This window comes from Shewanella rhizosphaerae, from assembly GCF_019457655.1.
Classification (GTDB): domain Bacteria; phylum Pseudomonadota; class Gammaproteobacteria; order Enterobacterales; family Shewanellaceae; genus Shewanella; species Shewanella loihica.
The window spans coordinates 4,220,088-4,243,829 of the sequence record NZ_CP080420.1; the positions used below are offsets into that span (position 1 = coordinate 4,220,088).

The 23,742-nt window shown below is 54.0% G+C and carries 23 protein-coding genes; 9 read left to right on the plus strand and 14 right to left on the minus strand.

Annotation, left to right across the window (positions count from 1 at the left end; translation table 11 throughout):
- The 5 genes from K0I63_RS18280 to K0I63_RS18300 all read right to left on the minus strand — a co-directional run bounded on the left by K0I63_RS18280 (position 1) and on the right by K0I63_RS18300 (position 3,999).
- Positions 1–1,590: an efflux RND transporter periplasmic adaptor subunit gene (locus K0I63_RS18280; RefSeq protein WP_220081948.1), complete on the minus strand. Its 1,590-nt coding sequence runs from the start codon at positions 1,588–1,590 to the stop codon at positions 1–3.
- A 23-nt stretch (positions 1,591–1,613) separates the two neighbouring features.
- A complete protein-coding gene (locus K0I63_RS18285) occupies positions 1,614–2,147 on the minus strand; it encodes a heavy metal-binding domain-containing protein (RefSeq protein ID WP_220081949.1) in 534 nt (177 codons plus the stop codon).
- A gap of 269 nt (positions 2,148–2,416) precedes the next feature.
- Positions 2,417–2,824 (minus strand): hypothetical protein, encoded by a 408-nt coding sequence (locus K0I63_RS18290; RefSeq protein WP_220072497.1) that lies wholly within the window; start codon positions 2,822–2,824, stop codon positions 2,417–2,419.
- Between the two features lie 106 nt (positions 2,825–2,930).
- Positions 2,931–3,368, minus strand: coding sequence for a DUF2057 family protein (locus K0I63_RS18295; protein ID WP_220043565.1), 438 nt, complete (start codon positions 3,366–3,368; stop codon positions 2,931–2,933).
- A 118-nt stretch (positions 3,369–3,486) separates the two neighbouring features.
- Positions 3,487–3,999, minus strand: a complete 513-nt coding sequence (locus tag K0I63_RS18300) for a hypothetical protein (protein ID WP_220081950.1) — start codon at positions 3,997–3,999, stop codon at positions 3,487–3,489.
- A 340-nt stretch (positions 4,000–4,339) separates the two neighbouring features.
- Between K0I63_RS18300 and K0I63_RS18305 the strand changes: the two genes are divergently transcribed.
- A complete protein-coding gene (locus tag K0I63_RS18305) occupies positions 4,340–4,903 on the plus strand; it encodes a NapC/NirT family cytochrome c (protein ID WP_011867335.1) in 564 nt (187 codons plus the stop codon).
- A gap of 147 nt (positions 4,904–5,050) precedes the next feature.
- On the opposite strand, the gene K0I63_RS18310 is transcribed toward K0I63_RS18305, so the two are convergent.
- The 5 genes from K0I63_RS18310 to K0I63_RS18330 form a co-directional block, all read right to left on the minus strand.
- Positions 5,051–5,521: a thioesterase domain-containing protein gene (locus tag K0I63_RS18310; protein ID WP_220081951.1), complete on the minus strand. Its 471-nt coding sequence runs from the start codon at positions 5,519–5,521 to the stop codon at positions 5,051–5,053.
- A 2-nt stretch (positions 5,522–5,523) separates the two neighbouring features.
- Positions 5,524–5,961, minus strand: coding sequence for a D-aminoacyl-tRNA deacylase (dtd, locus tag K0I63_RS18315; RefSeq protein WP_220079300.1), 438 nt, complete (start codon positions 5,959–5,961; stop codon positions 5,524–5,526).
- 29 nt (positions 5,962–5,990) lie between these two features.
- Positions 5,991–6,554 (minus strand): hypothetical protein, encoded by a 564-nt coding sequence (locus tag K0I63_RS18320; RefSeq protein WP_220081952.1) that lies wholly within the window; start codon positions 6,552–6,554, stop codon positions 5,991–5,993.
- Positions 6,555–6,702: 148 nt separating this feature from the next.
- The gene (locus K0I63_RS18325; RefSeq protein ID WP_220081953.1) at positions 6,703–7,653 is read right to left on the minus strand and encodes an alpha/beta fold hydrolase; all 951 of its coding nucleotides are present in this window, start codon (positions 7,651–7,653) and stop codon (positions 6,703–6,705) included.
- On the minus strand, positions 7,650–8,528 hold the full coding sequence (locus K0I63_RS18330) for a virulence factor BrkB family protein (RefSeq protein WP_083764388.1): 879 nt from the start codon (positions 8,526–8,528) through the stop codon (positions 7,650–7,652). Before K0I63_RS18330 ends, K0I63_RS18325 begins: the two co-directional genes overlap by 4 nt.
- Before the next feature lie 134 nt (positions 8,529–8,662).
- On the opposite strand from K0I63_RS18330, the gene K0I63_RS18335 reads away from it, so the two are divergent.
- From K0I63_RS18335 to K0I63_RS18355, 5 genes are all read left to right on the plus strand, one after another.
- Positions 8,663–8,884 carry a hypothetical protein gene (locus K0I63_RS18335; protein ID WP_220081954.1) on the plus strand — a complete coding sequence of 74 codons (222 nt, stop codon included), beginning with the start codon at positions 8,663–8,665 and terminating at the stop codon, positions 8,882–8,884.
- 24 nt (positions 8,885–8,908) lie between these two features.
- Entirely contained in the window at positions 8,909–9,559 is a 651-nt protein-coding gene (locus K0I63_RS18340; RefSeq protein WP_011867342.1) for a DUF2959 domain-containing protein, read from the plus strand.
- A 318-nt stretch (positions 9,560–9,877) separates the two neighbouring features.
- The gene (locus K0I63_RS18345; protein WP_220081955.1) at positions 9,878–10,495 is read left to right on the plus strand and encodes a hypothetical protein; all 618 of its coding nucleotides are present in this window, start codon (positions 9,878–9,880) and stop codon (positions 10,493–10,495) included.
- Positions 10,496–10,719: 224 nt separating this feature from the next.
- Positions 10,720–11,934, plus strand: a complete 1,215-nt coding sequence (locus tag K0I63_RS18350; RefSeq protein ID WP_220081956.1) for a 4Fe-4S binding protein — start codon at positions 10,720–10,722, stop codon at positions 11,932–11,934.
- 743 nt (positions 11,935–12,677) lie between these two features.
- The gene (locus K0I63_RS18355) at positions 12,678–13,514 is read left to right on the plus strand and encodes a hypothetical protein (RefSeq protein ID WP_220081957.1); all 837 of its coding nucleotides are present in this window, start codon (positions 12,678–12,680) and stop codon (positions 13,512–13,514) included.
- Between the two features lie 398 nt (positions 13,515–13,912).
- Here the strand turns inward: K0I63_RS18355 and K0I63_RS18360 are convergent, their stop codons facing one another.
- Positions 13,913–14,689 carry an AraC family transcriptional regulator gene (locus K0I63_RS18360; protein ID WP_220081958.1) on the minus strand — a complete coding sequence of 259 codons (777 nt, stop codon included), beginning with the start codon at positions 14,687–14,689 and terminating at the stop codon, positions 13,913–13,915.
- A 99-nt stretch (positions 14,690–14,788) separates the two neighbouring features.
- Between K0I63_RS18360 and K0I63_RS18365 the strand changes: the two genes are divergently transcribed.
- Complete coding sequence (locus tag K0I63_RS18365; RefSeq protein ID WP_220081959.1) at positions 14,789–15,928, plus strand: multidrug effflux MFS transporter; 1,140 nt, start codon at positions 14,789–14,791, stop codon at positions 15,926–15,928.
- Positions 15,929–16,545: 617 nt separating this feature from the next.
- Here the strand turns inward: K0I63_RS18365 and typA are convergent.
- Complete coding sequence (gene typA, locus K0I63_RS18370; protein ID WP_220043579.1) at positions 16,546–18,369, minus strand: translational GTPase TypA; 1,824 nt, start codon at positions 18,367–18,369, stop codon at positions 16,546–16,548.
- Between the two features lie 368 nt (positions 18,370–18,737).
- On the opposite strand from typA, the gene glnA reads away from it, so the two are divergent.
- Both glnA and K0I63_RS18380 read left to right on the plus strand, forming a co-directional pair.
- Positions 18,738–20,147, plus strand: coding sequence for a glutamate--ammonia ligase (gene glnA, locus K0I63_RS18375; RefSeq protein ID WP_011867348.1), 1,410 nt, complete (start codon positions 18,738–18,740; stop codon positions 20,145–20,147).
- Between the two features lie 180 nt (positions 20,148–20,327).
- Complete coding sequence (locus tag K0I63_RS18380) at positions 20,328–21,152, plus strand: N-acetyl-ornithine deacetylase (RefSeq protein ID WP_011867349.1); 825 nt, start codon at positions 20,328–20,330, stop codon at positions 21,150–21,152.
- A 197-nt stretch (positions 21,153–21,349) separates the two neighbouring features.
- Here K0I63_RS18380 and K0I63_RS18385 read toward each other — a convergent pair whose 3' ends face one another.
- Both K0I63_RS18385 and K0I63_RS18390 read right to left on the minus strand, forming a co-directional pair.
- On the minus strand, positions 21,350–22,462 hold the full coding sequence (locus K0I63_RS18385) for an aminotransferase class V-fold PLP-dependent enzyme (protein WP_220081960.1): 1,113 nt from the start codon (positions 22,460–22,462) through the stop codon (positions 21,350–21,352).
- Between the two features lie 3 nt (positions 22,463–22,465).
- Positions 22,466–23,638: a PrnB family protein gene (locus tag K0I63_RS18390; protein ID WP_220081961.1), complete on the minus strand. Its 1,173-nt coding sequence runs from the start codon at positions 23,636–23,638 to the stop codon at positions 22,466–22,468.
- Positions 23,639–23,742 lie beyond the last annotated feature (104 nt).

The following is a 23,742-nucleotide window of genomic DNA, read 5'->3' on the forward strand; positions in this document are numbered from 1 at the left end:
CTAGTGCTGATGACCGCTGCTAAGACGCATCAGGCTGCCCTTCAGGCTCGCCTCTGAATCGAGTAGGAACTGACCCGAGGTCACCACCTGTTCGCCTTCCTCGATGCCGCTTAAGATCTCTGCCTTGCCCTGAGACATCATGCCGACGGTGACCTTGCGGGCCAGGAAGCTGCCGTCACCCTGCTTGACGATGACACGGTTCTCTTTGCCGGTCTGGATCAGGGCTTCCTGCGGGATCACCAGCACATCCTCATTCGGGCCGCCGTAGATCTCTATCTTGGCCAGGGTATTGGGGCGCAGCGCCACCTCACTGTTGGCCAGCACGATACGCACCCTCAGGCTACGGGTCACGGGATCCAGCTCGGGATAGATGTAATCGATCTTGCCCTCGATCCCCTTAAGATCCATGGCTGGCACTGAGACTTCTGTAGGTTGGCCTATGGCCAGCCAGCTCTGTTCATTCTCGAACACGTCGGCGATCACCCACACCTTGGAGAGATCTACCACAGACATCACCTCTGTGGCGGGTTGAATATACATGCCGTCACGCACCGCCAGCGCCTTAACGATGCCGTCGGCCTTGGCATAGAAGGGCACCCGGTACTGGGTCTGCTTGCTCTTGGCCAGCTGTTTAATCTGCGCCTGATTCATCCCCAGCAGCTCGAGGCGTAGCCCCGCCTTGCGAACCAGATCCTGGTAGTTGCGGCTATCCTTAGAGCTCTGCAGGCTGCTCAGCGCCAGCAAGTAATCGTCCTGGGCATTGATCAGATCCGGCGAGTAGATCTCGTACAGCAGCTGGCCTTTAGTGATCTTGTCACCCACAGAGGTGATAGCCAGCTTCTCTATCCAGCCGTTGACCCTGGCGTGCACGTGATTGATCTGGCTCTCGTCATAACCTATCTGGCCCACTGTCTGGACAAACTTCCATAGGGTATCTTTCTCCGCCTTGGCGACCTTAAGTGCCAGGGCCTGCTGCATGCTGCCTGAGACATCTATCTCTATCTGTTGGGCATCTGATGACATCTCCACCTTCTCCAGATTCATGCCGCAGATAGGACAGGTGCCGGGCACATCGCTGACGATGTGGGCGTGCATGGGGCAGACATATTTGATCGACGGCTCACCGGTGAGCGGCGCGGGCTTGGCCTGGGCCAGGGGATCGTGTTGGCTGTGATCCATCTCGGGCTCAACCTTAGTACTGGTCGACTCCTCTTCCTCCTCGGCCACCAGGAACATGTTGCACTTAGGGCAACGGCTGCCGGGCTCATGGCTGGTCACCTCAGGGTGCATTGGGCAGACATAAGTCACCTCATGGCCTGCCGTTAAACTTGTCTCGCTTGCATCGGTTTCCTGCTCGACCAAAAACATGTTGCACTTGGGGCAACGACTGCCCGCCTCATGGCTGGTCTCCTCAGGGTGCATGGGGCAGGCATAGGTCTTCTCCCCCACCTGATGCACATGGGCCTCATGGCCTTGGCTAGCCTTGGCCTCGAGCGCCTGGGTATGACCCAACTGCGGGGTCGCCACCATAAATAGACTCAAAAGATAAGCGAGCTTTTGGCCTCTGTTTTTCGAATTTACCTGACTCATAATGCCTCATCTCCACTCATAAACTAGTGATGCTTGTGGCCGCTTTCGGCGCTCGCCACAGGCTCGAGGAACATGCCACACTTAGGACATGAATCCCCTTTCGCCCCCTTCACTTCGGGATGCATGGGGCAGTGATAGCCTTGCTTGGCCATCTGATGTTGATGTTTAGGACAGTTGTCGCACGACTTGCCAGCCTTAGCCGACTTGGCCTGCTCCAGGTTCATGCCACACTTAGGGCAGGTTTCGCCCTTGACGCCTTTCACCTCTGGGTGCATAGGACACTCATAACCGCCAGCCTTATCGGCCTTGGCGTGCTGATGGTGAGGGCACTTGTCGCAGTCCTTGCCATCGTGTTTGGCCATGGCGTGGTGCGCCGCTGGCTCTAGGTTCATGCCGCACTTAGGACAGGTATCGCCCTTGGCGCCTTTCACTTCGGGATGCATGGGACAGTCATAACCTTGTTCGGCCGCCGCAGCGTGATGCTGCTCGGCGAAGGCCACTGGGGCCGTACTCACAAAGATAAACGCAGTTAAAATCAGACTGATCAGGGTTTTCATCTATGGACTCCATCAAAGGATGACCGCATAACACGCGTAACGCTTGCGCGACTTAAGCCTAAAACAGTTAAATTAAGCTAATTAATATGCGGCTAATATAATTCATTTTTCGCTAAACATCAGTGCAGTAAATATTGAGGCGTACCCGGCAGATGGAAAGATTCCAAGGCTGAGGGGTTTATTACGCCAATACACCTAGTAAAACGTTTAATAAAACAAAAGGATTATCGATTTAAGCTCGGGCAGCCGTAACCGGGCGCCACAAGGGATCAAGCGATCGGCGGTCGGAAGGCTGAGCCTAAAGAGATAGAGTGGAAATGAGGCATTTGAGTGGCCAGGATAGACTCGGAACCGGCTACGCCAGGCCAGGGCGTAACGGTAAACAGCGTGCCTGTCACAGAGATCACCACGCAGTGGTTGCAATCTCCCTTGCAAAATCCTTTGCCTTCACAGCAATGCTGAGCAGCGGGAAGCACATTTTGCTCATCATCGCAGCAGTGAGATTGCATCATAGCGTCGTCATCATGACAGTCGTCGCCGTTATTCATCTGCATCATGGGCTGCTCATCCGCCTGCGCATAAGAGACCATAGCCATACCATTAGCCATTAACACCTGGCCCAGCAGAGCGAGCAGTGTGATGACGACTAATGTGTGGTGTCTAAGCGTACGACGCATGGTGTAACCCTATAATGAGATGATCCAAGTCTATCACGATATCAAGATTGGGCCTTGATAAAACTCACATTTCCAGCAAGTCAAGGCCCTTCGCCTCAGGCTAGCCTTATTGTGCTAACCAAATCTTTTCCATCAGTTGTTGATGATTCATCAGGGTTAATTCCTGCTGCTGGCCAGTTTGTGACACCAGGCGGGCCTTAGGCGCATTGACAAAGGCCTGGGCGTCCTGCTGAGTCACTATCTCGGGAAGCACCAGACGGTAGGCATCGTCGCCTTTGACATCTAAGGCAAGATAGAGGGGCTCTGAGGTCACCCAAGCGCCTGAATCGTCGGCGTTATCGGCAAAGATATCGCGATACACCAGCTCGACTAGTTGTTTACCCGCATCCAGGCTGAGCACGCTCTGCTCATGACCCACTTGCACTTCGCTGCCTTGTACCTGAAGTTCATCGGGCAGGGTCAGGCTGGCCGCACTGGCGGTGTTAACTAAAGTCAGTGCAACGAAGGCAGCAAATAGGCTGCTAAAGAAATGACGTGTTTTCATAATCGACTCCCATCAGGCACAGGCCTGACAAATTGGCTAATTCTTTGACCACGCCTAATTAAGTTAACGGCGCGGCAGATTCATGTTCGTGTGCGTAACGCAGGGTGAAGACGAACCATTAACCAATGGGAGGGGGCGATAGAGGAGTGAGATCGGCGGTCTGCAGCGACCAGCCAGAGATGACGATAGGACCAGACAGAGGCTGAATGGTCAGAGATGGTACGGCGGCGCTCAGGTTACCTAAGGTCGATGCGCAGTGGGTCATGCAATCGCCTGGGCCCATTGCAGCGCACAGGGCTTCGCAGTCCACCAGCGAGTTATCGCCGGACATCTTGCAGGGCTCACCCTGATGGGACATCTGCATCCCAGTCTCATACTTAGCTGAGGCTTGGGTTGACGGCGCCATCTCAGGGTTCATGTTATGAGCTAAGCGCATGTCGCCCTGGTCGAGGGCCATCTCCATATGACCACCATGCATCAGTGACATGAGCGCGCTGGGCATGGCCATGGCTGGTGTCAGAATAAACTGACCCAGGAGGGCGATGATCAGTACAAACTTGCCAAAGATACGTGTCATATAGGGCGCAAAGATGTCGTTAATTGAACCGGGATTACCATGATAGACAGACATCTCTTGAAAAGGTTCAGCGCCAATTAAATTATTTTCCGGCTTCGCGAACAATCGTCATATTAGCGATAGATAATTATCCTCGAAAATCCAACAAAATCATTACGAAATAGTAAAAATGGCGACAAACTTGTCATGTCATGGTCTTTGCTATAACTTTAGTAAATGCGCATATATTATGAGCAATTTCATAAAATCTTGCTTAGGTAAGATAGAGTTAGAGCTAGCTCTCATTTTACGGTTTTAAAGCCAGATCAAGCGGCGTCTTCTGGTTATACTCTCAGCTACAGAGATGCATTAAATATAATAGATATAATAAACATATTATTTTGGAGATAGAGTGATGAACTGGCGTGCACTATTCAAACCTAGCGCGAAATACTCAATATTTGCCCTACTCGTGGTGGGTATTGTAGTCGGTGTTGTGGGCTACTTTGCGACACAACAAACTTTACATGCAACCAGTACAGATGCCTTCTGTATGTCTTGCCACAGCAATCACTCTCTGAAAGATGAAGTGATGGCATCGGCTCACGGCGGCGGGCGTGCAGGCATAACTGTACAGTGTCAAGACTGTCACTTGCCACACGGCCCAGTTGACTACCTGATCAAGAAGATCATCGTATCTAAAGATCTATACGGCTTCCTTACTATCGACGGCTTCAACACTCAAGAGTGGTTGGATGAAAACCGTAAAGAGCAAGCTGACCTGGCGCTGAAATACTTCCGCGCGAACGACAGCGCTAACTGTCAGCACTGTCACACTCGTATCTACGAGAACCAGCCTGAAACCATGAAGAAGATGGCGAAGAGAATGCACGCCAACAACTTCAAGAAAGAAGCTGACAAGCGTAAGACCTGTGTAGACTGTCACAAAGGCGTTGCACACGTTTATCCTAAGGGATAATACGCAAGCCTAATCGCTAGTTAGTAAAAAGCCTCACACTGTGAGGCTTTTTTTGTATATGACAGTCAGCGTATTTATCCCCGAAGGCCTAACCCGCAAACCTCAGACGGCCTAAGAGCGGATTTATTTACCTCTGATGGCCGGGAGCTAATCTGCCTTCGGCAGGCTCACATAGGTGCCCAGGAACTGGGCGCAGCACTGCTCGCCGCAATAGAGGGCCACCTCCAGCTTCACCTTGGCACGCTTCCCCCGCCCCAGCACACTTAAGTCTGTTTCCAGCCAGCTTACCCGCGCCTGGGGCGACTCTCCCACGGGCGCCAGATAACGAATGTCCGCCTGCCCCAAGACGATATCCCCCTCGACACCGGCTAAGCGCTGCTGCAGCCACACCATGCCCCAGCCAGTGAGCGTCATCAGGGTATAGATGCTGCCGGCAAACATGGTGTGATGCAGGTTGATGTTGGGCGCCAGCGGCGCGCTCACCCTCAGCGTCTGATCCTGATAGGCTTCGGGCGCTATCTGCATGAAGGCACTGACGGGGATCGTCTGATGCCAGGTGCGCTGCAGCTCCCCGAGTAACCTCTGTATATGCTCTGACTCTTCTGCCTTAGACATCATGATCACACCTGCAGATTAAAGGTGACCGGGCCGTCGTTAACTAGGCTGACCTGCATGTCGGCGGCAAACTCACCTGTCTGCACAGGTACGCCCTGGGCGGCGCAGTAATCTACAAAGGCTTGATAGAGCTGCTTCGCCTGCTCCGGGGTACCGGCGCCAGAAAAACTCGGGCGCAGGCCACGGCCGGTATCGGCGGCCAGCGTAAACTGAGACACCACCAAGAGGCTGCCGCCCACCTGCTTGAGGTTAAGGTTCATCTTGCCGTCTTCATCGCTAAATACGCGATAACTCATCACCTTAGTGGCGAGCTTCTCCATCTTGGCCTGGTCGTCTTCACGTTCGACCCCCAGCAAGACCAGCAGCCCCTTGTCGATGGCACCTATGGTTTGACCATCCACATCCACCTTGGCCTGTTTGACTCTCTGTATTAAGGCTATCACTGGCCTCTCGACTCCTCTGCTTTACTCATTTAATTCATCGGCATCACGGGAATGGGTTTAATCAGCTGCTCGGTGGTGTTAGGCAGCGCCTGACCCACACGCAGCAGGGCATCGTCGATCCAGATCAGGAAACGACGCAGCTCCTCCAGCTCCAGAGTATCGACGAAGGTCGCCGCCCCCTGTACCTGAATCACCTTGCCCTCCTCCCTCAGGGTGAACTTGGCGAAGTTGAGCTTATGGTTGAGAGTGCCGATGAGCACCATCAGCTCCTGAGTACCCACCAGCTTAGGGCTCACCGCGTAGAAACGGCTGGCCAGGATGCGATCTATCCCTTCGGGATTCAGGCTCGGCTGCAACACAAACTGATGATCCCCCAGCTGTACGCCCACCTTATTAGGCCCCACCTTCTTGGCCAGATAGTTCTTGTTGATCAGCGACACCAGCAGGGCATCGGCGGCCAGCTCGTCGCTCATGCCGCTAAAATAGACTCGCTCGGGCGCAGGCTGAGGCGTGCGCTCGGTCGCTAACACTTCAGTCATCAACACTTGGTTGCACACCAGTAGCGCCAACACGGCGGTTAATCTCTTCTTCATGATTCAGCTTCCTCTTAGCTATTAGCTTGGCTTACGCGACTCACTGCTAGCTCGCTATTTAATTCTTACTGCGTATTGCTTACGGCCTATTGTTTACGGCTTATTGCTCATTACTACTCGCCACGCTAGGCGCAGCGACATCAATAGATTAGGAACGGCCGGCGGCCAGATAACGCCCCATCTGGGTCACCGCCTCGGCGACCGCCCGGCACATCTTGTTGTCGGCGAGGGTATGATAGCCTCCCTTAACTAGACGTGACCTTAATAGCCTGGGGCCGTGGTGTTCGAGAAACTCATCCACCAGCCTTTGGGGGCAGACCCAGTCTAGCTCTCCCTGCAATATGATGGTCGGACAGGTGAGATCGCCGCCCACCCGCTTCATCAGCTGATAGCCACCGAAATAGTCGTTGCGGGCATAATGCAGCTCCACTCTCGCCAAGGCTCCGCCTTGCTCGGCCAGGGCCTCACTCAGCTCGAACCCGGGCACCGCCAGGGCCAGCTCCCAGCCGAGCCAACGCATCACGCAGTTGCGGCGCACCTCGGCGTCCCTATGATTAAAGCCGTCGGCGAAATGGCTAAACAGGCTATCGAGGGTATCGCCATGACCGGCGGCAAACTGGCGATACTGGCTGGAGAAGATCTGCGCTGCGCCGCCGCGACCATAGAGCCACTCCATCCCCTCGGCAGAGGGAATAAACATGCCCCAATAGATCTGCGACAACACCCGCTCGGGATAGATGCAGCTATAGAGATACCCCAGGGTCGCGCCGAAGGAGCCTCCCAGCAGGCACCAGGCCTCTATGCCCGCCCAGTGACGCACCCGCTCGATATCCTTCACCAGGCTGGGAAAGTCGTTGTTGGCCACCTCGCCGCAAGGCTTAGAGCGACCCGCCGCGCGCTGATCCAGCAGATAGATATGAAAGCCGCGGTCGATAAACAGCCTCAGCTCTTGGGGATTACAACCCGCCCCGGGACCGCCATGAAGGTAGAGCACTGGGATCCCCTGGGGATCACCATATTGCGCCAGAAACAGCTGGTGCCCCTCGCCGACATCGATCCAATCCTGACGGATCAGCGGATGCGACTTAGCGGGACTCACCTTTTGTGCTCATCTAAGTGGATCTCCGACTCATCGTCCGCCAGCTCCTTGTTCACCAGGTCCATCAGACGCTTATCGAGGTACTCAGGCATGGCGGCGGTGATCTCGGCGCCGATCAGCACGATAATCCAGGAGAGATAGACCCACATAAACAGAATAGGGATAGTCGCCAGCGCGCCATAGATAGCCTCATAGGCGGGAAACTCGGTGAGATAAAGGGCAAAGCCCTTCTTACCCAGCTCAAACAGCAGCGCCGCCACGATGGCGCCCAGCAGGGCGTGGAAAAACTTCACCTTGGTATTGGGCACCACCATGTAGATCAGCAGGAAGGTGGCCACAGAGAAGAACATGGGCAGACGCTCAACTAAGAGGGGCACCACGCCGCTAAGATCTGTGCCGCTAAACAGCTTGAGCGACACCACATAAGAGGTGGCTACCAGGCTGGCGCCCATCAGCACAGGGCCTAGGGTCAGTACCATCCAGTACATGGAGAAGGAGACCACCATGGGGCGCTTCTCCGTGGTGCGCCAGATGCCGTTGAGTGACTTGTCTATGTTGGAGATCAGAAGAATAGCCACCACCACCAGGGCGCCGATACCCACGGCCGTGCCCTTGGAGGCGTTGGCGACAAACTCGTTGATATACATCTGCACGCTGTCGCCGGCGGAGGGGATAAAATTCTCGTAGATGAAGGTCTCGATATGGCTGCGGATCCCCTTAAACACGGGGAAGGCCGACAGCATAGACATGGTCACTGCCACCATAGGCACCAGAGAGAGCAAGGTAACGTAAGCCAGGTGACCCGCCCGCATATTTATCTGGTCTTCCGTGATACGCTGTTTTAGATGTATCATGAATTGCCAGATACCCAGCATGATCGAACGAAGCAGGCTCACATCTATTTTATTTATCACGTTATTCTCTTGATTCAAGTAGGGTTAACTGCGTATCTTGGTACATTAAGATTACAAGTTTAAAGACACTAGATACAAGTGTAAGGAATAAATTGATGTCCCAACAAGGTTCGGCCGGCAACGTGATTGCCGCCATCGCAAGCTTCTTTTTCCCTGGCCTGGGCCAATTAGTACAAGGACGCATCCTGGCGGCACTCCTCTTCTGTGTCGTCACCGTAGTCGGCTACGCCCTGTGGTGGTTGATCGTCCCCGCCATCATAGGCGGTATCGCTCACCTGTGGAGCATCATAGACGCCGCTAAATTCAAGGCCGACTAACCGTCTAACAAGGAAATTGTCAGGATGAGAAAACTATTAACTGCCGCAACCCTGGGCGCCGTCGTCATGCTCAGCGGCTGTCAGAGCGCCTACTATGGTGCCATGGAGAAGGTGGGCTACCATAAGCGCGACATCATGGTGGATCGGGTCAACGCCGCCAAAGAGTCCCAAGAGGAGGCCCAGGCGCAATTTAGCTCGGCATTAGAAGAGATGCAGGCCCTGCTCAACCACGATGGTGGCGATCTGCAGAGCGCCTACGAGAAGGCCAGGGATGAATATGAGTCGTCACAGGAGGCCGCCGACGAGGTGAGCAGCCGTATCGACAAGGTAGAAGATGTGGCCGAGGCACTGTTTGACGAGTGGCAGGCGGAGATAGGCGAGATCAGCAAGGCCAGCCTGCGCCGCAACAGCGAGACCAAGCTGCGCGAGACCCGTCGCTCCTACGAGCAGTTGGTGCGCACTATGCGCCGCGCCGAGAGCAAGATGCCGCCCATCCTGACCGCCATGAAAGACAACATGCTCTACCTCAAGCATAACCTCAACGCCCAGGCCATAGGCGCCATCAAGGGCGAGTTTGCCAGCCTGCAGACTGATATCTCCAGCCTGATCAAAGAGATGAATAAGTCGATTGCCGAGTCCAACCGCTTCATCGAGTCGATGGAAGGCAACAAGTAATGCCCTAAAGCCCTAACCCTGGTTAGGGCTTTTCTTTTACCGCATCGCGTCAGTTACACCGCTTCCCATTTAGTCTTTCCCATGGCTCGCAGCGGCCATCCCCGAAACCTGTCACCTATTCCAGCCAGTCCTCTCTCTCAAAAGAAGCTGCCAAGAGAAGCAACCGCCAAAGCTTATAGTTTAGGTTAAAGGTTCTTTAATCCCTCCTTTTCGGCGCCGACATACAATGAGCTCATCGAAACAACAGGCGGTAATTAAGCCGCCCAATCAACAAATAACTAAAAGCCAGCCTACAGTCAGCTAGATGAGGACACACCAATGTCAGCCAAACTATTCAAGATGTTAACCGCCGCCGGTATCGGCATCGTCATGATGACGGGTTGCAGCAGCCTGCCCCACGAGATCGCCTCCGAGCAACGGAGCGACCAGCTCAACAAGCAATATCAGAGCCTGACGGTGATGGCGGCTCAGACGGACCCCGCCTCACGCAAGATAGTAGAGAGGCAACTGGCCGACGACCTGGGTCAACATCAGGTCAGCGCGACCCCAAGCTTCGAGAGCCTGCCGGATGCCGCCAAGATCACCGATGAGGCGGCGCTACAGGCCTACGCAGACAGCCAGGCCAACGAGGCGCTGCTGATCCTCAGCGTCACCGACGCGGGCTACGACTACGGCTACGACGACTATCTGGAGACCCGCGGCTGGGTCTACATGCTCGGCGGCGAACCGGGGGCCGGGACTCAGATTGGCTCACTCATCTCCTGGGCGGGTTCAGGCCAGCAGCAGCTGCATGTACAGGTCTACGACAAGCAGGCCAAGCAGATAGTCTGGCAGGCCGATATCGACGCCAATGACAGCGGCTCAGAGGTGCAAAACATTCAGGCACTGACCCGCTTCGTCGTCGACCAGATGCAGGCCCGCGCCATCATCCAATAACCTCTCCCTTTGGCTGGCACACGAGTGTCAGCCTTTTTATATCCCCGCTTGTCTATGCCCACTTTTTTATCCCCGCTTTTTTTAACGCCATTAGGACCAAGATCACCTAAATTCACTGCCAATCAGGCTTTTTAGCGAGCCAGCGCACAGAAGCGATAGCGCACCAGAACTCCGCCAAAATCCCCGACTCTCAGCTATATCCGCCTCATAACTGGTTAATGGCAATGAGTTTTATCGAATCCCTAACCCTGACACTGGCCCTGCTCTACAGCTGCAGCCTGCTCTACTGGAGCGGCAAACGCTGGGGCGCCGTGCTGAGCGCCGCCTCCCTTCTGGGCGCGGCACTGGTCACCCTCTATTGGCCACTGTTTATCGCCCTGCTGTTGGCTGGCGGACTATTGGCCCTGGGCCACAGGGTCAAACCCGAGCTGCTCAAGGGAGATGTACGCGCCAACACGCTCAGAGAATGGGTGCAGCACCTGCTGGCACTCTCCATGCTGTTGGTAGGCCTTCAGTATGGGGCCAATGCCATCATGCTTAAGCTAGGCATTACGCCCTACCTGATGCGCCCCGACGTGGGCGACGCCTTCCTGCCTATCGCCGGGGCCATAGAGCTGAAGGCGATCATCACACTGGATATCTGGGATCAAAACCACCCGGCCGCCGCCGTGATGCTAACTGTGGTGATCCTCACCGGATTGCTGTGCAAACGCGCCTTCTGCGGCTGGGTCTGCCCACTGGGGCTCGCCGGGGAGTACCTGTATAAGCAGAGAAAGCGTTTCATCAAGCGTGAACTGCTGCCGCCCGCCTGGCTCGATTGGCCGCTGCGTATGCTGAAATACCTGCTGCTGGCGGGCCTGCTCTATATCGTGCTCGGCATGCCGCCAGCCTCAATTCCCCACTATCTCGAGGGCAACTATCATAAGATCGCCGATCTCAAGATGGCGCTCTTCTTCATTACCCCTGGGCTTATCACCCTAGCCTGCTTCGCCGTCATATTAATGCTCGCCGCCTGGCGTCGTCAGGGATTCTGCCGTTACATCTGCCCCTACGGTGCCCTGCTCGGCCTCACCAGCTTCCTGAGTCCGTTTAAGATCCGCCGCAGCACCCAGCACTGCCTCATCGAGACCAAGGGGATGAACTGCGACAAATGTACCCGCGCCTGCCCGGCCAACATCAAGGTGCATCAACAAGGCACGGTACGCTCCGACGAATGCCAGGCCTGCATGCGCTGCATCTCTGCCTGTCCGAAACAGGAGGCGCTACACTTCAGCACCCGCAACGGCATCAAGCTCTCCGCCCGCGGCCTCACCATCATGTTGTTACTGCTGCTGTTTATGATCCCGCTGATCGCCTTTGTCGGGGGATTCTGGGTCAGCCAGACGCCGACCGAGATTCGGATGTATTTGATACAACATTTGGGGGCAATTGGGCATTAGGGCCTTGGAATAAAGGTGGGGTATTTTTGACTTAGCGTCTGGCGTGGTGGTGGTTTCCAGGGAAGTAGAAGGTCGCACCTTCATTGCTATCTATTGCCTGCGATGGGGTTTAGGTATTTGATGCTAATTGAGTCATTTTGAAGTTCTCACCTTCGCTGCAACCTATAGCCTGCGGCTCGCTTTTGTGCAGATACAGCTGCTACACGCCGCAAGCACTTCCATGTGGGCTCGACGATGGCATCCCTGCCATCGACGTCCGCAGCTGCATCTACACCGGGTCTTTTCATCTCTTCGATTTGGCTTTGTTTGTAAGGCTGATGGATTAAGCTTTTGAGGGATTATTTGTTTATATAGTGAGTTTGAAGGCCTCACCTTCAACGCAACCTATCACCTGCGGTGGGCTCATGTGCAAACACTATTTTGGCACGCTGTGAATATATCCCTATACGCTCCACGGCGGCTTCCCTGCCGCCGAGGGCCAAAATCGTGTTTACACTAGGTATCTAACGCCTCTTCGATTTGGCTTTGTTAGTATGACTGGGGGGGAGTTTCTCGATAGACACCTAAGCAGATGAGGTATATTTGAAGTCTTACCTTCAATGTAACTTATCATCTGTAATGGACTATGTACTTGCCCTTAGGCATTTATTTTTCAAAACTTTGTTGATCACATTATTGTGATAGTTCAAAGTGTCTTGTATAGATTTCTGTCATTGCTAATCACTCGAATCAAAGGAGGAGAAATGAAGGGTCTATGCAAACTATGTGGTAATAATCGACCTCTTCAAAACTCTCATATTATCCCTCGTTCATTCTACAAATTTATAAAATCACATTCAGGTCAACTAGTCCGAGTTCAAGAACATAAGGAGTTTTCCCACTTAAGCAATTCTGATCCGAAAGAGTTTCTTCTATGTTATGAGTGCGAACAATTCCTTAGTTGTGAATATGAAATCTCATGCAACAACATTTTAATAGACAAACAAAAAATATTAAAATCAGAAAGATATAACGATACTTTTGAACTTAAAGGATATGACTACACTACCTATTACCTATTCTTTATAAGCATTTTGTGGAGGGCTGCAGTATCTGAAAAATATGGTGCTAGAGGATTTGCTTGTTTAAACAAATTTCTAATAAACAGTGTCAAAAATAAAACGATCTTTACGATGCAAGGTGACCGACTTGATAACCACGTGAAACTTCTTTTAATCAAACTAAAGGACACTAATGAACAAATTTCACAGACGAGTCTTCAGGAAATAATAGTAGACCTCCGGATTGAAGAACCCATAGCTGAAGATAGCGATGATGATGCAACCGTTATATACATGGTATTGCAAGGATTTGTGATAGCCTACATTATTCACGACCCTAAACATCCATTCAATCATATTAGATTTAGAAAACGAGTTGGTATTCTCCAGCAGTCAGGGACAACATTAATACCAACTGTTGACTTTAGAGAGCTTCGTTCAATCTTCAAAGCTATCAACTTGATACATCAACGCCCTTTGAAGACAAGAGCCCATCGCATAAAAAATAAAATTACACATAATTTCAAATCGAAGGAATGATTAGCTCACCTAAACAAAAATATAAGCCAGAAGCTTAATTGCTTAAATTCATCACCTCGAACGACAACAAATAATGCTTAGTCGAAGAGACGTTTAGATGAGGGTGTAAGCACGCTTTTGGCTCTCGGCGGCATGGACGCCGCCGTGAAGCCCACATGGATGTGCTTGTGGCGTGCCAAAAGTGTGCTTGCACATCCCCCGCCGGGCAGGCGATAGGTTAACCATGCGGCCATGGAAGCAAACGCCCCAACTAAATACCTTTATCAGCCCAAAGCTCAATGTCTAAAATCCAACACATTCACCACCGGGCAGGCGATAGGTTGACCATGCAGCCATGGAAGCCCCCCACTAAACACCTATTCAGCTAGATGCGAATTCCCTACCAAACCCGCCATTTATCAGTATTTTGGCTGCAAATACTGCAACGGCGTGCTGCCGGTGTGTTGCTTGAAGAAAGCGATAAAGGCGCTGTCGCTGGAGAAGGCCAGACGATAGGCGACGTCGTTCACCTGATGGCCGGTGGCGAGCAGGGCGATCGCCTGTTGCAGCCGCCACTGCTGACGCCAGTTTTGATAGGGCATTCCCGTCTGCCGGGTGAAGATGCGGCTGATGGTCTTACTGCTGGCACCCAGTTGCTGCCCTAGCTGCTTGAGGGTCGGAACATGCCATGGCGCACGCTGAAGCTCGGCGAGCCAGACTTGCAGGCGTCTGTCGCTTGGCATAGGCAACACCAGATGACTCTCCTTGGCCTGGGCAAGCTCCTCGAAGAACAGCTGATAGGTGTTCACCGTAGCCGTCGCCGGTTTGTCCCAGGGCCAGAAGGCCATGCGCTCCACCAGCGCCTGCAACAGGGGATTCACTTCGAGGATCTGAATGCGATTGGCAATGCTCCCCGTCAACTGCGGCGCAAAGTAGAGGGAACGGTAATCCACCACCCGATTCATCACCACGCTGTGACGGCACGCCGGCGGGATCCAGGCGGCGCGGGTGGGCGGCAACACACAGTGCAATCCGTCCAGTGTGATGGTCATGCACCCCTGAGGGGCATAGAGCAGCTGCGCCTTGGCATGACTATGCATTCCCGAATCGTGTTGTCCCAGTCGGGCGGCGATCCCCACTACCTCGGCCTCTAAGGCATCGGGATCAAATTTACAGGACTCGTCGATAAACGCCATCTGTCCTCATTCCAACATTTATTGTCTTAATCATATTATTGGGACTATAGCAGAGGCCGTTAGACTGCACATCCTTTCGATGACGATGAGTCTAGCACCATGAAAACTACTCCCTCGATCCCCTTGATGGTGATCCTGATGATGTTTCCCCAGATAGTGGAAACCCTTTACAGCCCGGCACTGCCCCACATTGCCGCGGACTTTGACGTGCCATTGGCCCTGGCGGGCCAGACGCTATCCATCTATTTCCTGGCCTTCGCCTTCGGCGTGGTGTGTTGGGGAATTCTATGCGACCACCTGGGCAGGCGCCGCACCATGCTGTTGGGGCTGGGGCTCTATGGCATCGCGGCCTTTGCAGCCCTATGGGCGCCCAGTTTTCATTGGCTGCTGGCGATGCGTGCCCTCAGTGCCTTCGGCGCCGCCGTGGGATCTGTAGTCACCCAGACCATGTTGAGGGACAGCTTCGACGGCACTGCGCTGGCCAAGGTGTTCGCTTATATGGGCATGGGGATCGCCATCAGCCCCGTCGTCGGTATGCTCTCTGGCGGATTGCTAACAAGCCTAGGCGGCTACCCGGCGGTATTCCTCACCCTGTCTCTGATGGCAGTGTTTCTCTACGCCGTCTGTCTGCTGTGCCTGCCCGAGACGCGCCCGGCCACCAGGCAGCCACTTCCTCTTTGGGCACTCATGAGGCGCCTGGCGATAGATGGCAATATTTGGCACAACGCCTTGCTGGTCGCGGGTTTCAATGTGTTGCTGTTTAGCTACTATCTACAGGGTCCCTTTGTATTTCAACGTCTGGGATTGAGCACACAGGCCTTTGGCTATAGTGGCATCGCACTGGCAATAGGCACCCTGGTCGGCAGCGCGCTAAACAAAACTTTACTGCAGCGGGGGGCTTCGCAGCCTCGTTTGCTAAGGCTAGCCAGCCTACTGGCCTTAGTCGGCGCTGTTGGGGTGTATCTTAGCGAGACCCATCTTGGCTTCCTGTTACCCATGGCATTGATCGTCGCCGCCTTTGGCATCGCCATTCCCAACATTCTCAGCCAAGCCCTAGTGGAGTATCGCAATCAGGCCGGGGCGGCCGGCGCCCTGTTCGGCCTACTCTATTACTTGCTTATCGCCCTGGGACTGGCCATGGTTAGCCTGGCCGAGCAGCTGGGCGGGCCGCTACTCATCACCTGCCTGCTGCTCAGCCTGGCGATAGGAAGCAAACAGTTTATAGAAATGGTGCGCTGAGCACTTAGCTATGCTTCGCTCACCGTGCCACAAATGTGTTTGCACCTGGGCCTACCGCAGGCATTAGATTGGCCACCAAGCCTTGCTGTCAAATAACTTGGCCAAACAAGCCGTATTAGCCAGAAGCTCAATAGCTAAAGTTCATCACTTCGAACGGCAACAAATAATGCTTAGTCGAAGAGACGTTTAGATGAGGGTGTAAACACGCTTTTGGTTCTCGGCGGCATGGCCAAAAATGTTCCCTACATTTATTGGCATTCTCTACATCCATGTAGGTCAGTACCGCCGTGAAGCCCACATGGATGTGCTCAAACAACATCCCTGTTTAACAGCCAGTTCGGCATCCATGCCTCTCGTTCGTGAGCTAGAAGCTGCGCTTCACTCACCGTGCCAAAAGAGTGCTTGCACTTCCCCCGCCGGACAGGCGCTAGGTTAACCAAGCGGCCATGGAAGCAAACAACCCCACTAAACACCCATATCATCTAAGCACCCTAAGGTATCCACCTTGACGCCAAGGCTGAATATCTGGCCAGCTAACGCCAGATACAAAAAACCCCGGCCATCTGCATGGTCGGGGCTTTGGGCTAATCGACTGCACCTAAAAGGTGCGGGTCAAATTAAGCGTCTTTCGAGGCGCGGCTAGCACGCTTACGATCGTTTTCGGTCAGGTGACGCTTACGCACGCGGATGCTTAGCGGAGTCACTTCTACCAATTCGTCGTCATCGATGAACTCGAGCGCCTGCTCAAGGGTCATCTGGATGTGCGGGGTCAGTACCTGAGCTTCGTCGGTACCAGAGGCACGCATGTTGGTCAGCTGCTTACCTTTCAGACAGTTAACTGTCAGGTCGTTGGCGCGAGAGTGGATACCCACTACCTGGCCTTCGTAAACTTCTGCCGCGTGACCGATCATCAGACGACCACGGTCTTGCAGACCGAACAGGGCGAAGGTCAGTGCCTTACCGGTAGCGTTAGAGATCAGTACACCGTTCTGACGTTGACCGATATCGCCACCCTTCACTGGACCATAGTGGTCGAATGAGTGGTAGATAAGACCTGTACCAGAAGTGGCAGTCATGAACTCGGTTTGGAAACCGATCAGGCCACGGCTAGGAATGATGAAGTCGATACGCACACGGCCTTTACCGTCTGGCTGCATGTCACGCATGTCCGCCTTACGGGTACCTAGCTTCTCGATCACCGCACCTTGGTGCTCTTCTTCAACGTCTACGGTCAGCGTCTCGTATGGCTCGCACTTCTCGCCGTCGATCTCTTTAACGATAACTTCAGGACGCGATACGGCCAGCTCGTAGCCTTCACGACGCATGTTTTCGATAAGGATAGACAGGTGAAGTTCACCACGGCCAGATACACGGAAACGGTCTGGGCTGTCAGTCTCTTCGACGCGCAGTGCCACGTTGTGTACCAGTTCCTGTTGCAGACGCTCAAGGATGTTACGTGAAGTCACGTACTTACCTTCTTTACCAGCGAATGGCGAGGTGTTTACCTGGAAGGTCATGGTCAGTGTCGGCTCGTCAACAGACAGAGGTGGCAAAGCTTCGGCGTTGCCCACGGCACAGACAGTGTCAGAGATCTTCAGCTCACCAAGACCTGTGATCGCTACGATGTCGCCGGCATTAGCTTCAGCCACTTCATGACGGTCCAGACCCATGTAGCCCAGTACCTGACCGATCTTACCGTTACGCGTGGTGCCATCGGCGCCCACTACGGTAACCTGCTGGTTTACCTTAACGCTGCCGCGCTTGATACGGCCAACGCCGATAACGCCCACGTATGAGTTGTAGTCCAGCTGAGAGATCTGCATCTGGAAGGCACCTTCGGCATCGGCATCAGGTGAAGATACTTTCTCGACGATGGTCTCGAACAGTGGCGTCATGTCAGTACCAGTCTCTTCAGGATCCAGAGTCGCGAAACCGTTCAGTGCAGAGGCATAAACGATTGGGAAGTCTAGTTGCTCGTCGGTAGCACCCAGGTTGTCGAACAGGTCGAATACTTGATCGATAACCCAATCAGGGCGCGCACCCGGACGGTCAATCTTGTTGATCACTACGATAGGCTTAAGGCCTTGAGCGAAGGCTTTCTTAGTCACGAAACGTGTCTGTGGCATTGGACCATCGACCGCATCAACTAGCAGTAGCACACAGTCAACCATAGAAAGTACACGTTCTACCTCGCCACCGAAGTCGGCGTGGCCAGGGGTATCAACGATGTTGATACGGTAATCGTTCCACTTGATGGCAGTATTCTTCGCCAGAATCGTGATTCCACGTTCCTTTTCAAGATCGTTGGAATCCATCACCCGCTCAGCGGCCTCTCCTCGAGTCTCAAGGGTTCCAGACTGTGCCAGCAGCTTATCAACCAGGGTCGTTTTACCATGGTCAACGTGTGCAATAATGGCGATGTTACGTAAATTCTCTAACACGGATAAACCTCTTACCATCGAAAAAATAGGGTATTGATAACAGCCCTAATAATAGCTGTTGCAATAAAAAACGTGCCATTCTACTCTAGCGAGGGGCTCTCGCACAGGATTATTTTTTAGTCAGCTATGAATAGTCATGTTTATATTGGTGCGCACCATATTGGTGAACGCACCATCAAGAGGCATCGGTTGCACCTTTATGGTGCAATATCGAGATTCCCGTCACCTACCTTCTTTATTGTTCCCATAAAAATCAATACGTTAAACTTTTGGCACGAGTCTAGCTTTACTCATGCCAGAACCGCGTTGGTCGCAACGCTGAATGATATAAGAAGGGCATCCCCTCTACTCTACTCGGAGACTTTAGAATGTCAGTTGAATCAGTTTTACAACAACTAGAAGAACTTGAAGTTAAGTTTGTTGATTTGCGTTTTACCGATACTAAAGGTAAAGAGCAGCACGTATCTATTCCTGCTCACCAGGTTGATGCCGATTTCTTTGAAGACGGTAAAATGTTCGACGGTTCATCTATTGCTGGTTGGAAAGGCATTAACGAGTCAGACATGGTACTGATGCCAGACCCAACGACCTTCGTTCTTGACCCGTTCACCGAAGAAACCACTGCCCTGATCCGCTGTGACATTCTCGAGCCAGGCACTATGACTGGTTACGACCGCGACCCACGCTCTATCGCTAAGAAAGCCGAAGAGTACATGGTTTCTACCGGCATCGCCGATACCGTACTGATTGGTCCTGAGCCAGAGTTCTTCCTGTTTGACGACGTTAAGTTCGGCACCGACATGTCTGGCTGTTTCGTTAAGCTAGACGCTAAAGAAGCGGCTTGGAACTCAGGCACTCACTACGAAGACGGCAACACAGGTCACCGTCCATTCGTGAAAGGCGGTTACTTCCCAGTAGCACCGGTTGACTCTTCACAAGATCTTCGTAGCGCCATGTGTCTGGTTCTGGAAGAGATGGGTCAAGTAGTTGAAGCGCACCACCACGAAGTGGCGACTGCCGGTCAGAACGAGATCGCGACTCGCTTCAACAAGCTGACTGAAAAGGCTGACGAAATCCAGATCCTTAAGTACGTGGTTCACAACATGGCCCACGCTTACGGCAAGACGGCGACCTTCATGCCTAAGCCAATCGTTGGCGACAACGGTAGCGGCATGCACGTTCACCAATCACTGGCTAAAGACGGTGTTAACCTCTTCTCAGGTGACAAGTATGCGGGTCTAAGTGAGACTGCTCTGTACTACATCGGCGGTATCATCAAGCACGCTCGCGCGCTGAACGCCTTCACTAACCCAAGCACTAACTCGTACAAGCGTCTTGTGCCTCACTTCGAAGCACCAGTCATGCTGGCCTACTCGGCACGTAACCGCTCTGCGTCTATCCGTATCCCAGTAGTACCAAGCCCTAAGGCACGTCGTATCGAGACTCGCTTCCCAGATCCAACGGCTAACCCATACCTGGCGTTCGCTGCACTGCTGATGGCTGGTCTTGACGGTATCCAGAACAAGATCCACCCAGGCGAAGCCATGGACAAAGATCTATACGATCTGCCAGCGGAAGAAGCGGCTGAGATCCCACAGGTTGCGACCTCTCTTGAGAACGCACTTGAGAACCTGGATGCAGACCGTGAGTTCCTTACCAAAGGCGGCGTATTCTCTGATGACTTCATCGATTCTTATATCGCTCTGAAGACTGCAGAAGCAGAGAAAGTGGCTCGCACCACTCACCCAGCAGAATTTGAGCTGTACTACAGCCTATAATCCTCGCCTCTAAGCTAGGATCATAGCTCGAAGAAGCCGCCACTTAAGGCGGCTTTTTTATGCCCTTTTACCGGCAGATAAACTTGGCTTAAGCGCCTGATGGCGGGCATAAAATTGATTTAACTTTATGGCCAAACTGCTATCATGATCACGCCGAATCACTTACTTTAGAATCCCATTATGTCTAGCCGCGATCCCTTCCAGTCTTTCACCTGGCACAGCGATATTTTTAGCTGTCAGAGCAATGATATCAGCAGCTTCTATGCCCGCTTAGAAGAGCAGGCAAGTCGCCTCGGACTACAGGCGCGTAAGCTGGGTGATGCAGGTCCGCATCCGCTGGAGCTGTATCAGTCGCCGGCGCAGAAGGCGGATCAACCCTCGATATTGATCAGCGCCGGCTTTCATGGCGAAGAGGCCGCCGGCCCCTGGGGGCTGCTCTACTTCCTCAACGAACTGGAACCCGAGCTATTCGGGCAGATCAACCTTAGCCTGCTGCCGCTGGTGAACCCCACAGGTTTCAAGCGCGGCCATAGATTCAACAAGCTGGGGCAAAACCCAAATCGTGGTTTCGTGTTAGAGAACGGCCGTGGCCGTAGCAATCAGGACACCTCGAGCGAGGGCGAGATCCTGCTGGCTCACTCCCAGCTGTTGGCCGCCGCCAGTAAAGATGGCATCCTCACCTGTCATGAAGATGTATTGCTCACAGACACCTACATCTATTCCTTCGAGGCCAATCAGCATCCAGGCCAATTCAGCCGCGAACTACGCGACGCCCTGGGGCACTATTTCCCCATCGCCCAGGACGGACTGATCGATGACTGTCCGGTGCAAGATGGCATCATCTTCAACCATTTCGACCTCTCCTTCGAGGCCTTCCTGGTGCGACTGGGCGCCAGCGTCGGCGTCTGTAGCGAGACCCCTGGCCAGCAGAGTTTCGATCAGCGTATCCTGGCCAACGCCGCCATCATCAAGCGTTTCGTCGAGCTGACATTAGCGAAGCGATAAAGGCATAAGTAAAGCGTTAAAAGAATGAGCCAAGCGCTAGAGGCATAAGCAAAGCGTTAAAAGAATGAGCCAAGCGCTAGAGGCATAAGCAAAGCGATAAGCGCTTTCTTCGATAAAAAAGCCAGGCACTAGGCCTGGCTTTTTGCTATCTGTTTTACGGTCATTCACTCACGACTGCGGGACTAACGAAAACAGGGCTAGCGACAGAAAGGCGCCAGGGCCTCAAGCAGCCGCTGCATATCCTGCTCGCCGTTGTAGATGTGGGGCGAGATCCGCATCCCCTGCTTGCGCACATCTAGGCTAATATCCGCCTGGGTCAACGCCTCGATCGCCGCTTGCTGGGCTTCACCGAAGTCTAAGATGGCGGTGCCGCTACAGCGGGCCGGATCCGAGGGGGAGACCAGGGCATCACCCGCCTGACGCCAGATGCGTTCCTGCTGCATCAGGTTGTGCTGGCGCACCTTGCCGCTACCCAGCTCGGCAAAATAGCCAATGCTGTGGGCCGCGAGAGCGAAAGGCGCCACAGATGGAGTGCCGCCCCAGAACTTAAGCGCCGAGTCATGGTAGCGAAAATCGTGAATGTCGAACTCGAACGGGTTCTCATGGCTGAACCAACCCACATCCTGGGGTGAGCAATGCACCAGCTGATCGGCGCTCACCCATAGGTAGGCAGCCCCCGGCCCACCGCAGAGCCACTTGACGCTGGAGCCCAACATGAAATCTGGCTTGAGGGCATTAAGATCCAGGGGCAATACCCCGGCGGCCTGGGCCACATCCACCAGAGAGAGCGCCCCCAGCTCGCGCACCTTAGGTATGAGAGAATCCAACGGCGCCTGCTGACCCGTGTTGGAATAGGCGTGGCTGATAAACACCAGATCGATATCGTCGGTCAGGTGTGCCTGCCACACCTCCGGCAGACTCACATCCAGGTTAGCGGGGATGAAACGTATCTCAGCCTCAGGCAGCGCCTGACGTAAGGCAAAGCCCATGCTGGGGAAATCGTTCTCGCTCATCAGGATCACGGCGCCGGGGCGGCGCAGCCTTGAATGGGACTGCACCAATTTGGTGAGACCGCTGGAAAGGTTAACCTGAGGGCAAAACAGCCGGGTCTCGCTGTTGAACAGCCTAGCGAGCTGAACGCGAAAATCCTCCACCACAGACAGCCAGTCTCCCCAGGGCTCTCGCCCCGCGCCCTGCCAGGGCAGGAAGAAACGCTCGTCGAACGCCTGGCGCAGACTCTGCAGCGGCCTGCCCACCGAGTGGTTGAGCAGGTAGACCGACTTGGGCATCACAAAATCATTCTGGTACATGGCTTACCCCTCTAGGCTGGCGCGCAGCCTGGCGATGTCGTCGAAACGGGTGCGTATGTCATCGCGCTTGGCGGCGGCGCGTCTGTCTCTGAGTTTCTCCAGCGCCCCCAGCAGCACAGGCAGCGGCGGGCCACTGGCGGTAACCTTGTCGATATGCTGGCTCTCCATCTGCTTGGCAGGCTGAGCGATATACTTCTCCACCAGCTGATCATGGTGTTGTATCGCCCCCTGCCCATGGGCCTCACACACCCGCAGGAACTGCGCCAGATTCTCCTGGTACCAGGGCTGGTCACGCATCTCCATGGCGGCGAGGAAATCGTCCATCAGGCTGGTGCGGCGCATGCAGTCACGCAAGATGCGCTGATCTTCCGGCATCATGTAGAGGAACTTATCCACCAGCAGTTGGGAGTAGGCCGACTCGTTGGCGAAGCAGAGCCCCAGCTGCAGGTCGATCACATTGATGCCGGCAAAGTCACCGGCATTAGCGCCACGATACACCTGCTGGCCGACGCGATAGGGCTTGTAATAGGGACGCACGCTGTTAAAAAACGCCTGGGTATCGAGGCGATCGAATAGCGTCTGATTGGAGGCGATCACCTGTTGAAGCGCCACCAGGGCGACCTCTAACAACTCGGCGGTCATGGGATGGGAGATCCCCAGAGGCTGGATCTTCAGCAGGGCATCGGCCGCCCGCTTGTAGGCGAGGATCCCCTTGGTGTTGTAGTCGACGAACAGCTTCTCGTCGTCGAGATCGGTAAAGCGCTTATAGAGGCCGTTGACGGCGCGATTGTGAGTAGTCAGATGGGCGGTGGCAAAGCGCGGCGTCACCCCGATGGAGGCGCCTATATGCATCGCCAAGGCCGAGGCCTCCAACAATGGCGAGCTGGTTTCGCGGCTCGGCTCTGTGATCTCGTGGCGACGGCAAGCCGCCATGTAGAGGCCCACGTTACCCAGCAGATCGAAAGCGGCATCGAAACCTTCATCGGTATTGCCCTCATCCAACAGCGCCTTGATGAGCGTCCGGCCTTCGGCCTCTAGCCGCGCCTTCAGCTCATCGCCTATGCCCACCACGTTGGCGGGGTCGCTCTGCTGCATGTAGAGGCGCTCCAGCGCCGAGTTAATCTCGACAAACTCCTGCCTGATCCAGTGATCGAAGGCCGCGACATCTTGACTCATAGGGTAGGTATCTCTTGGTTATTTTAATAATGACTCAATAAGCTACCACTAAGCCATTAGCGCAAACCTGCAATATCAATCCGGCAAATAGAGATTTTTTAGTG

What these genes read in the sequence shown, in the direction of transcription:
- K0I63_RS18280 (WP_220081948.1), bottom strand. Translation starts at nt 1,590, where the DNA reads ATGAGTCAGGTAAATTCGAAAAACAGAGGCCAAAAGCTCGCTTATCTT.
- K0I63_RS18285 (WP_220081949.1), bottom strand. Translation starts at nt 2,147, where the DNA reads ATGAAAACCCTGATCAGTCTGATTTTAACTGCGTTTATCTTTGTGAGT.
- K0I63_RS18290 (WP_220072497.1), bottom strand. Translation starts at nt 2,824, where the DNA reads ATGCGTCGTACGCTTAGACACCACACATTAGTCGTCATCACACTGCTC.
- K0I63_RS18295 (WP_220043565.1), bottom strand. Translation starts at nt 3,368, where the DNA reads ATGAAAACACGTCATTTCTTTAGCAGCCTATTTGCTGCCTTCGTTGCA.
- K0I63_RS18300 (WP_220081950.1), bottom strand. Translation starts at nt 3,999, where the DNA reads ATGTCTGTCTATCATGGTAATCCCGGTTCAATTAACGACATCTTTGCG.
- K0I63_RS18305 (WP_011867335.1), top strand. Translation starts at nt 4,340, where the DNA reads ATGAACTGGCGTGCACTATTCAAACCTAGCGCGAAATACTCAATATTT.
- K0I63_RS18310 (WP_220081951.1), bottom strand. Translation starts at nt 5,521, where the DNA reads ATGATGTCTAAGGCAGAAGAGTCAGAGCATATACAGAGGTTACTCGGG.
- K0I63_RS18320 (WP_220081952.1), bottom strand. Translation starts at nt 6,554, where the DNA reads ATGAAGAAGAGATTAACCGCCGTGTTGGCGCTACTGGTGTGCAACCAA.
- K0I63_RS18330 (WP_083764388.1), bottom strand. Translation starts at nt 8,528, where the DNA reads ATGCTGGGTATCTGGCAATTCATGATACATCTAAAACAGCGTATCACG.
- K0I63_RS18335 (WP_220081954.1), top strand. Translation starts at nt 8,663, where the DNA reads ATGTCCCAACAAGGTTCGGCCGGCAACGTGATTGCCGCCATCGCAAGC.
- K0I63_RS18340 (WP_011867342.1), top strand. Translation starts at nt 8,909, where the DNA reads ATGAGAAAACTATTAACTGCCGCAACCCTGGGCGCCGTCGTCATGCTC.
- K0I63_RS18345 (WP_220081955.1), top strand. Translation starts at nt 9,878, where the DNA reads ATGTCAGCCAAACTATTCAAGATGTTAACCGCCGCCGGTATCGGCATC.
- K0I63_RS18350 (WP_220081956.1), top strand. Translation starts at nt 10,720, where the DNA reads ATGAGTTTTATCGAATCCCTAACCCTGACACTGGCCCTGCTCTACAGC.
- K0I63_RS18355 (WP_220081957.1), top strand. Translation starts at nt 12,678, where the DNA reads ATGAAGGGTCTATGCAAACTATGTGGTAATAATCGACCTCTTCAAAAC.
- K0I63_RS18360 (WP_220081958.1), bottom strand. Translation starts at nt 14,689, where the DNA reads ATGGCGTTTATCGACGAGTCCTGTAAATTTGATCCCGATGCCTTAGAG.
- K0I63_RS18365 (WP_220081959.1), top strand. Translation starts at nt 14,789, where the DNA reads ATGAAAACTACTCCCTCGATCCCCTTGATGGTGATCCTGATGATGTTT.
- glnA (WP_011867348.1), top strand. Translation starts at nt 18,738, where the DNA reads ATGTCAGTTGAATCAGTTTTACAACAACTAGAAGAACTTGAAGTTAAG.
- K0I63_RS18380 (WP_011867349.1), top strand. Translation starts at nt 20,328, where the DNA reads ATGTCTAGCCGCGATCCCTTCCAGTCTTTCACCTGGCACAGCGATATT.
- K0I63_RS18385 (WP_220081960.1), bottom strand. Translation starts at nt 22,462, where the DNA reads ATGTACCAGAATGATTTTGTGATGCCCAAGTCGGTCTACCTGCTCAAC.
- K0I63_RS18390 (WP_220081961.1), bottom strand. Translation starts at nt 23,638, where the DNA reads ATGAGTCAAGATGTCGCGGCCTTCGATCACTGGATCAGGCAGGAGTTT.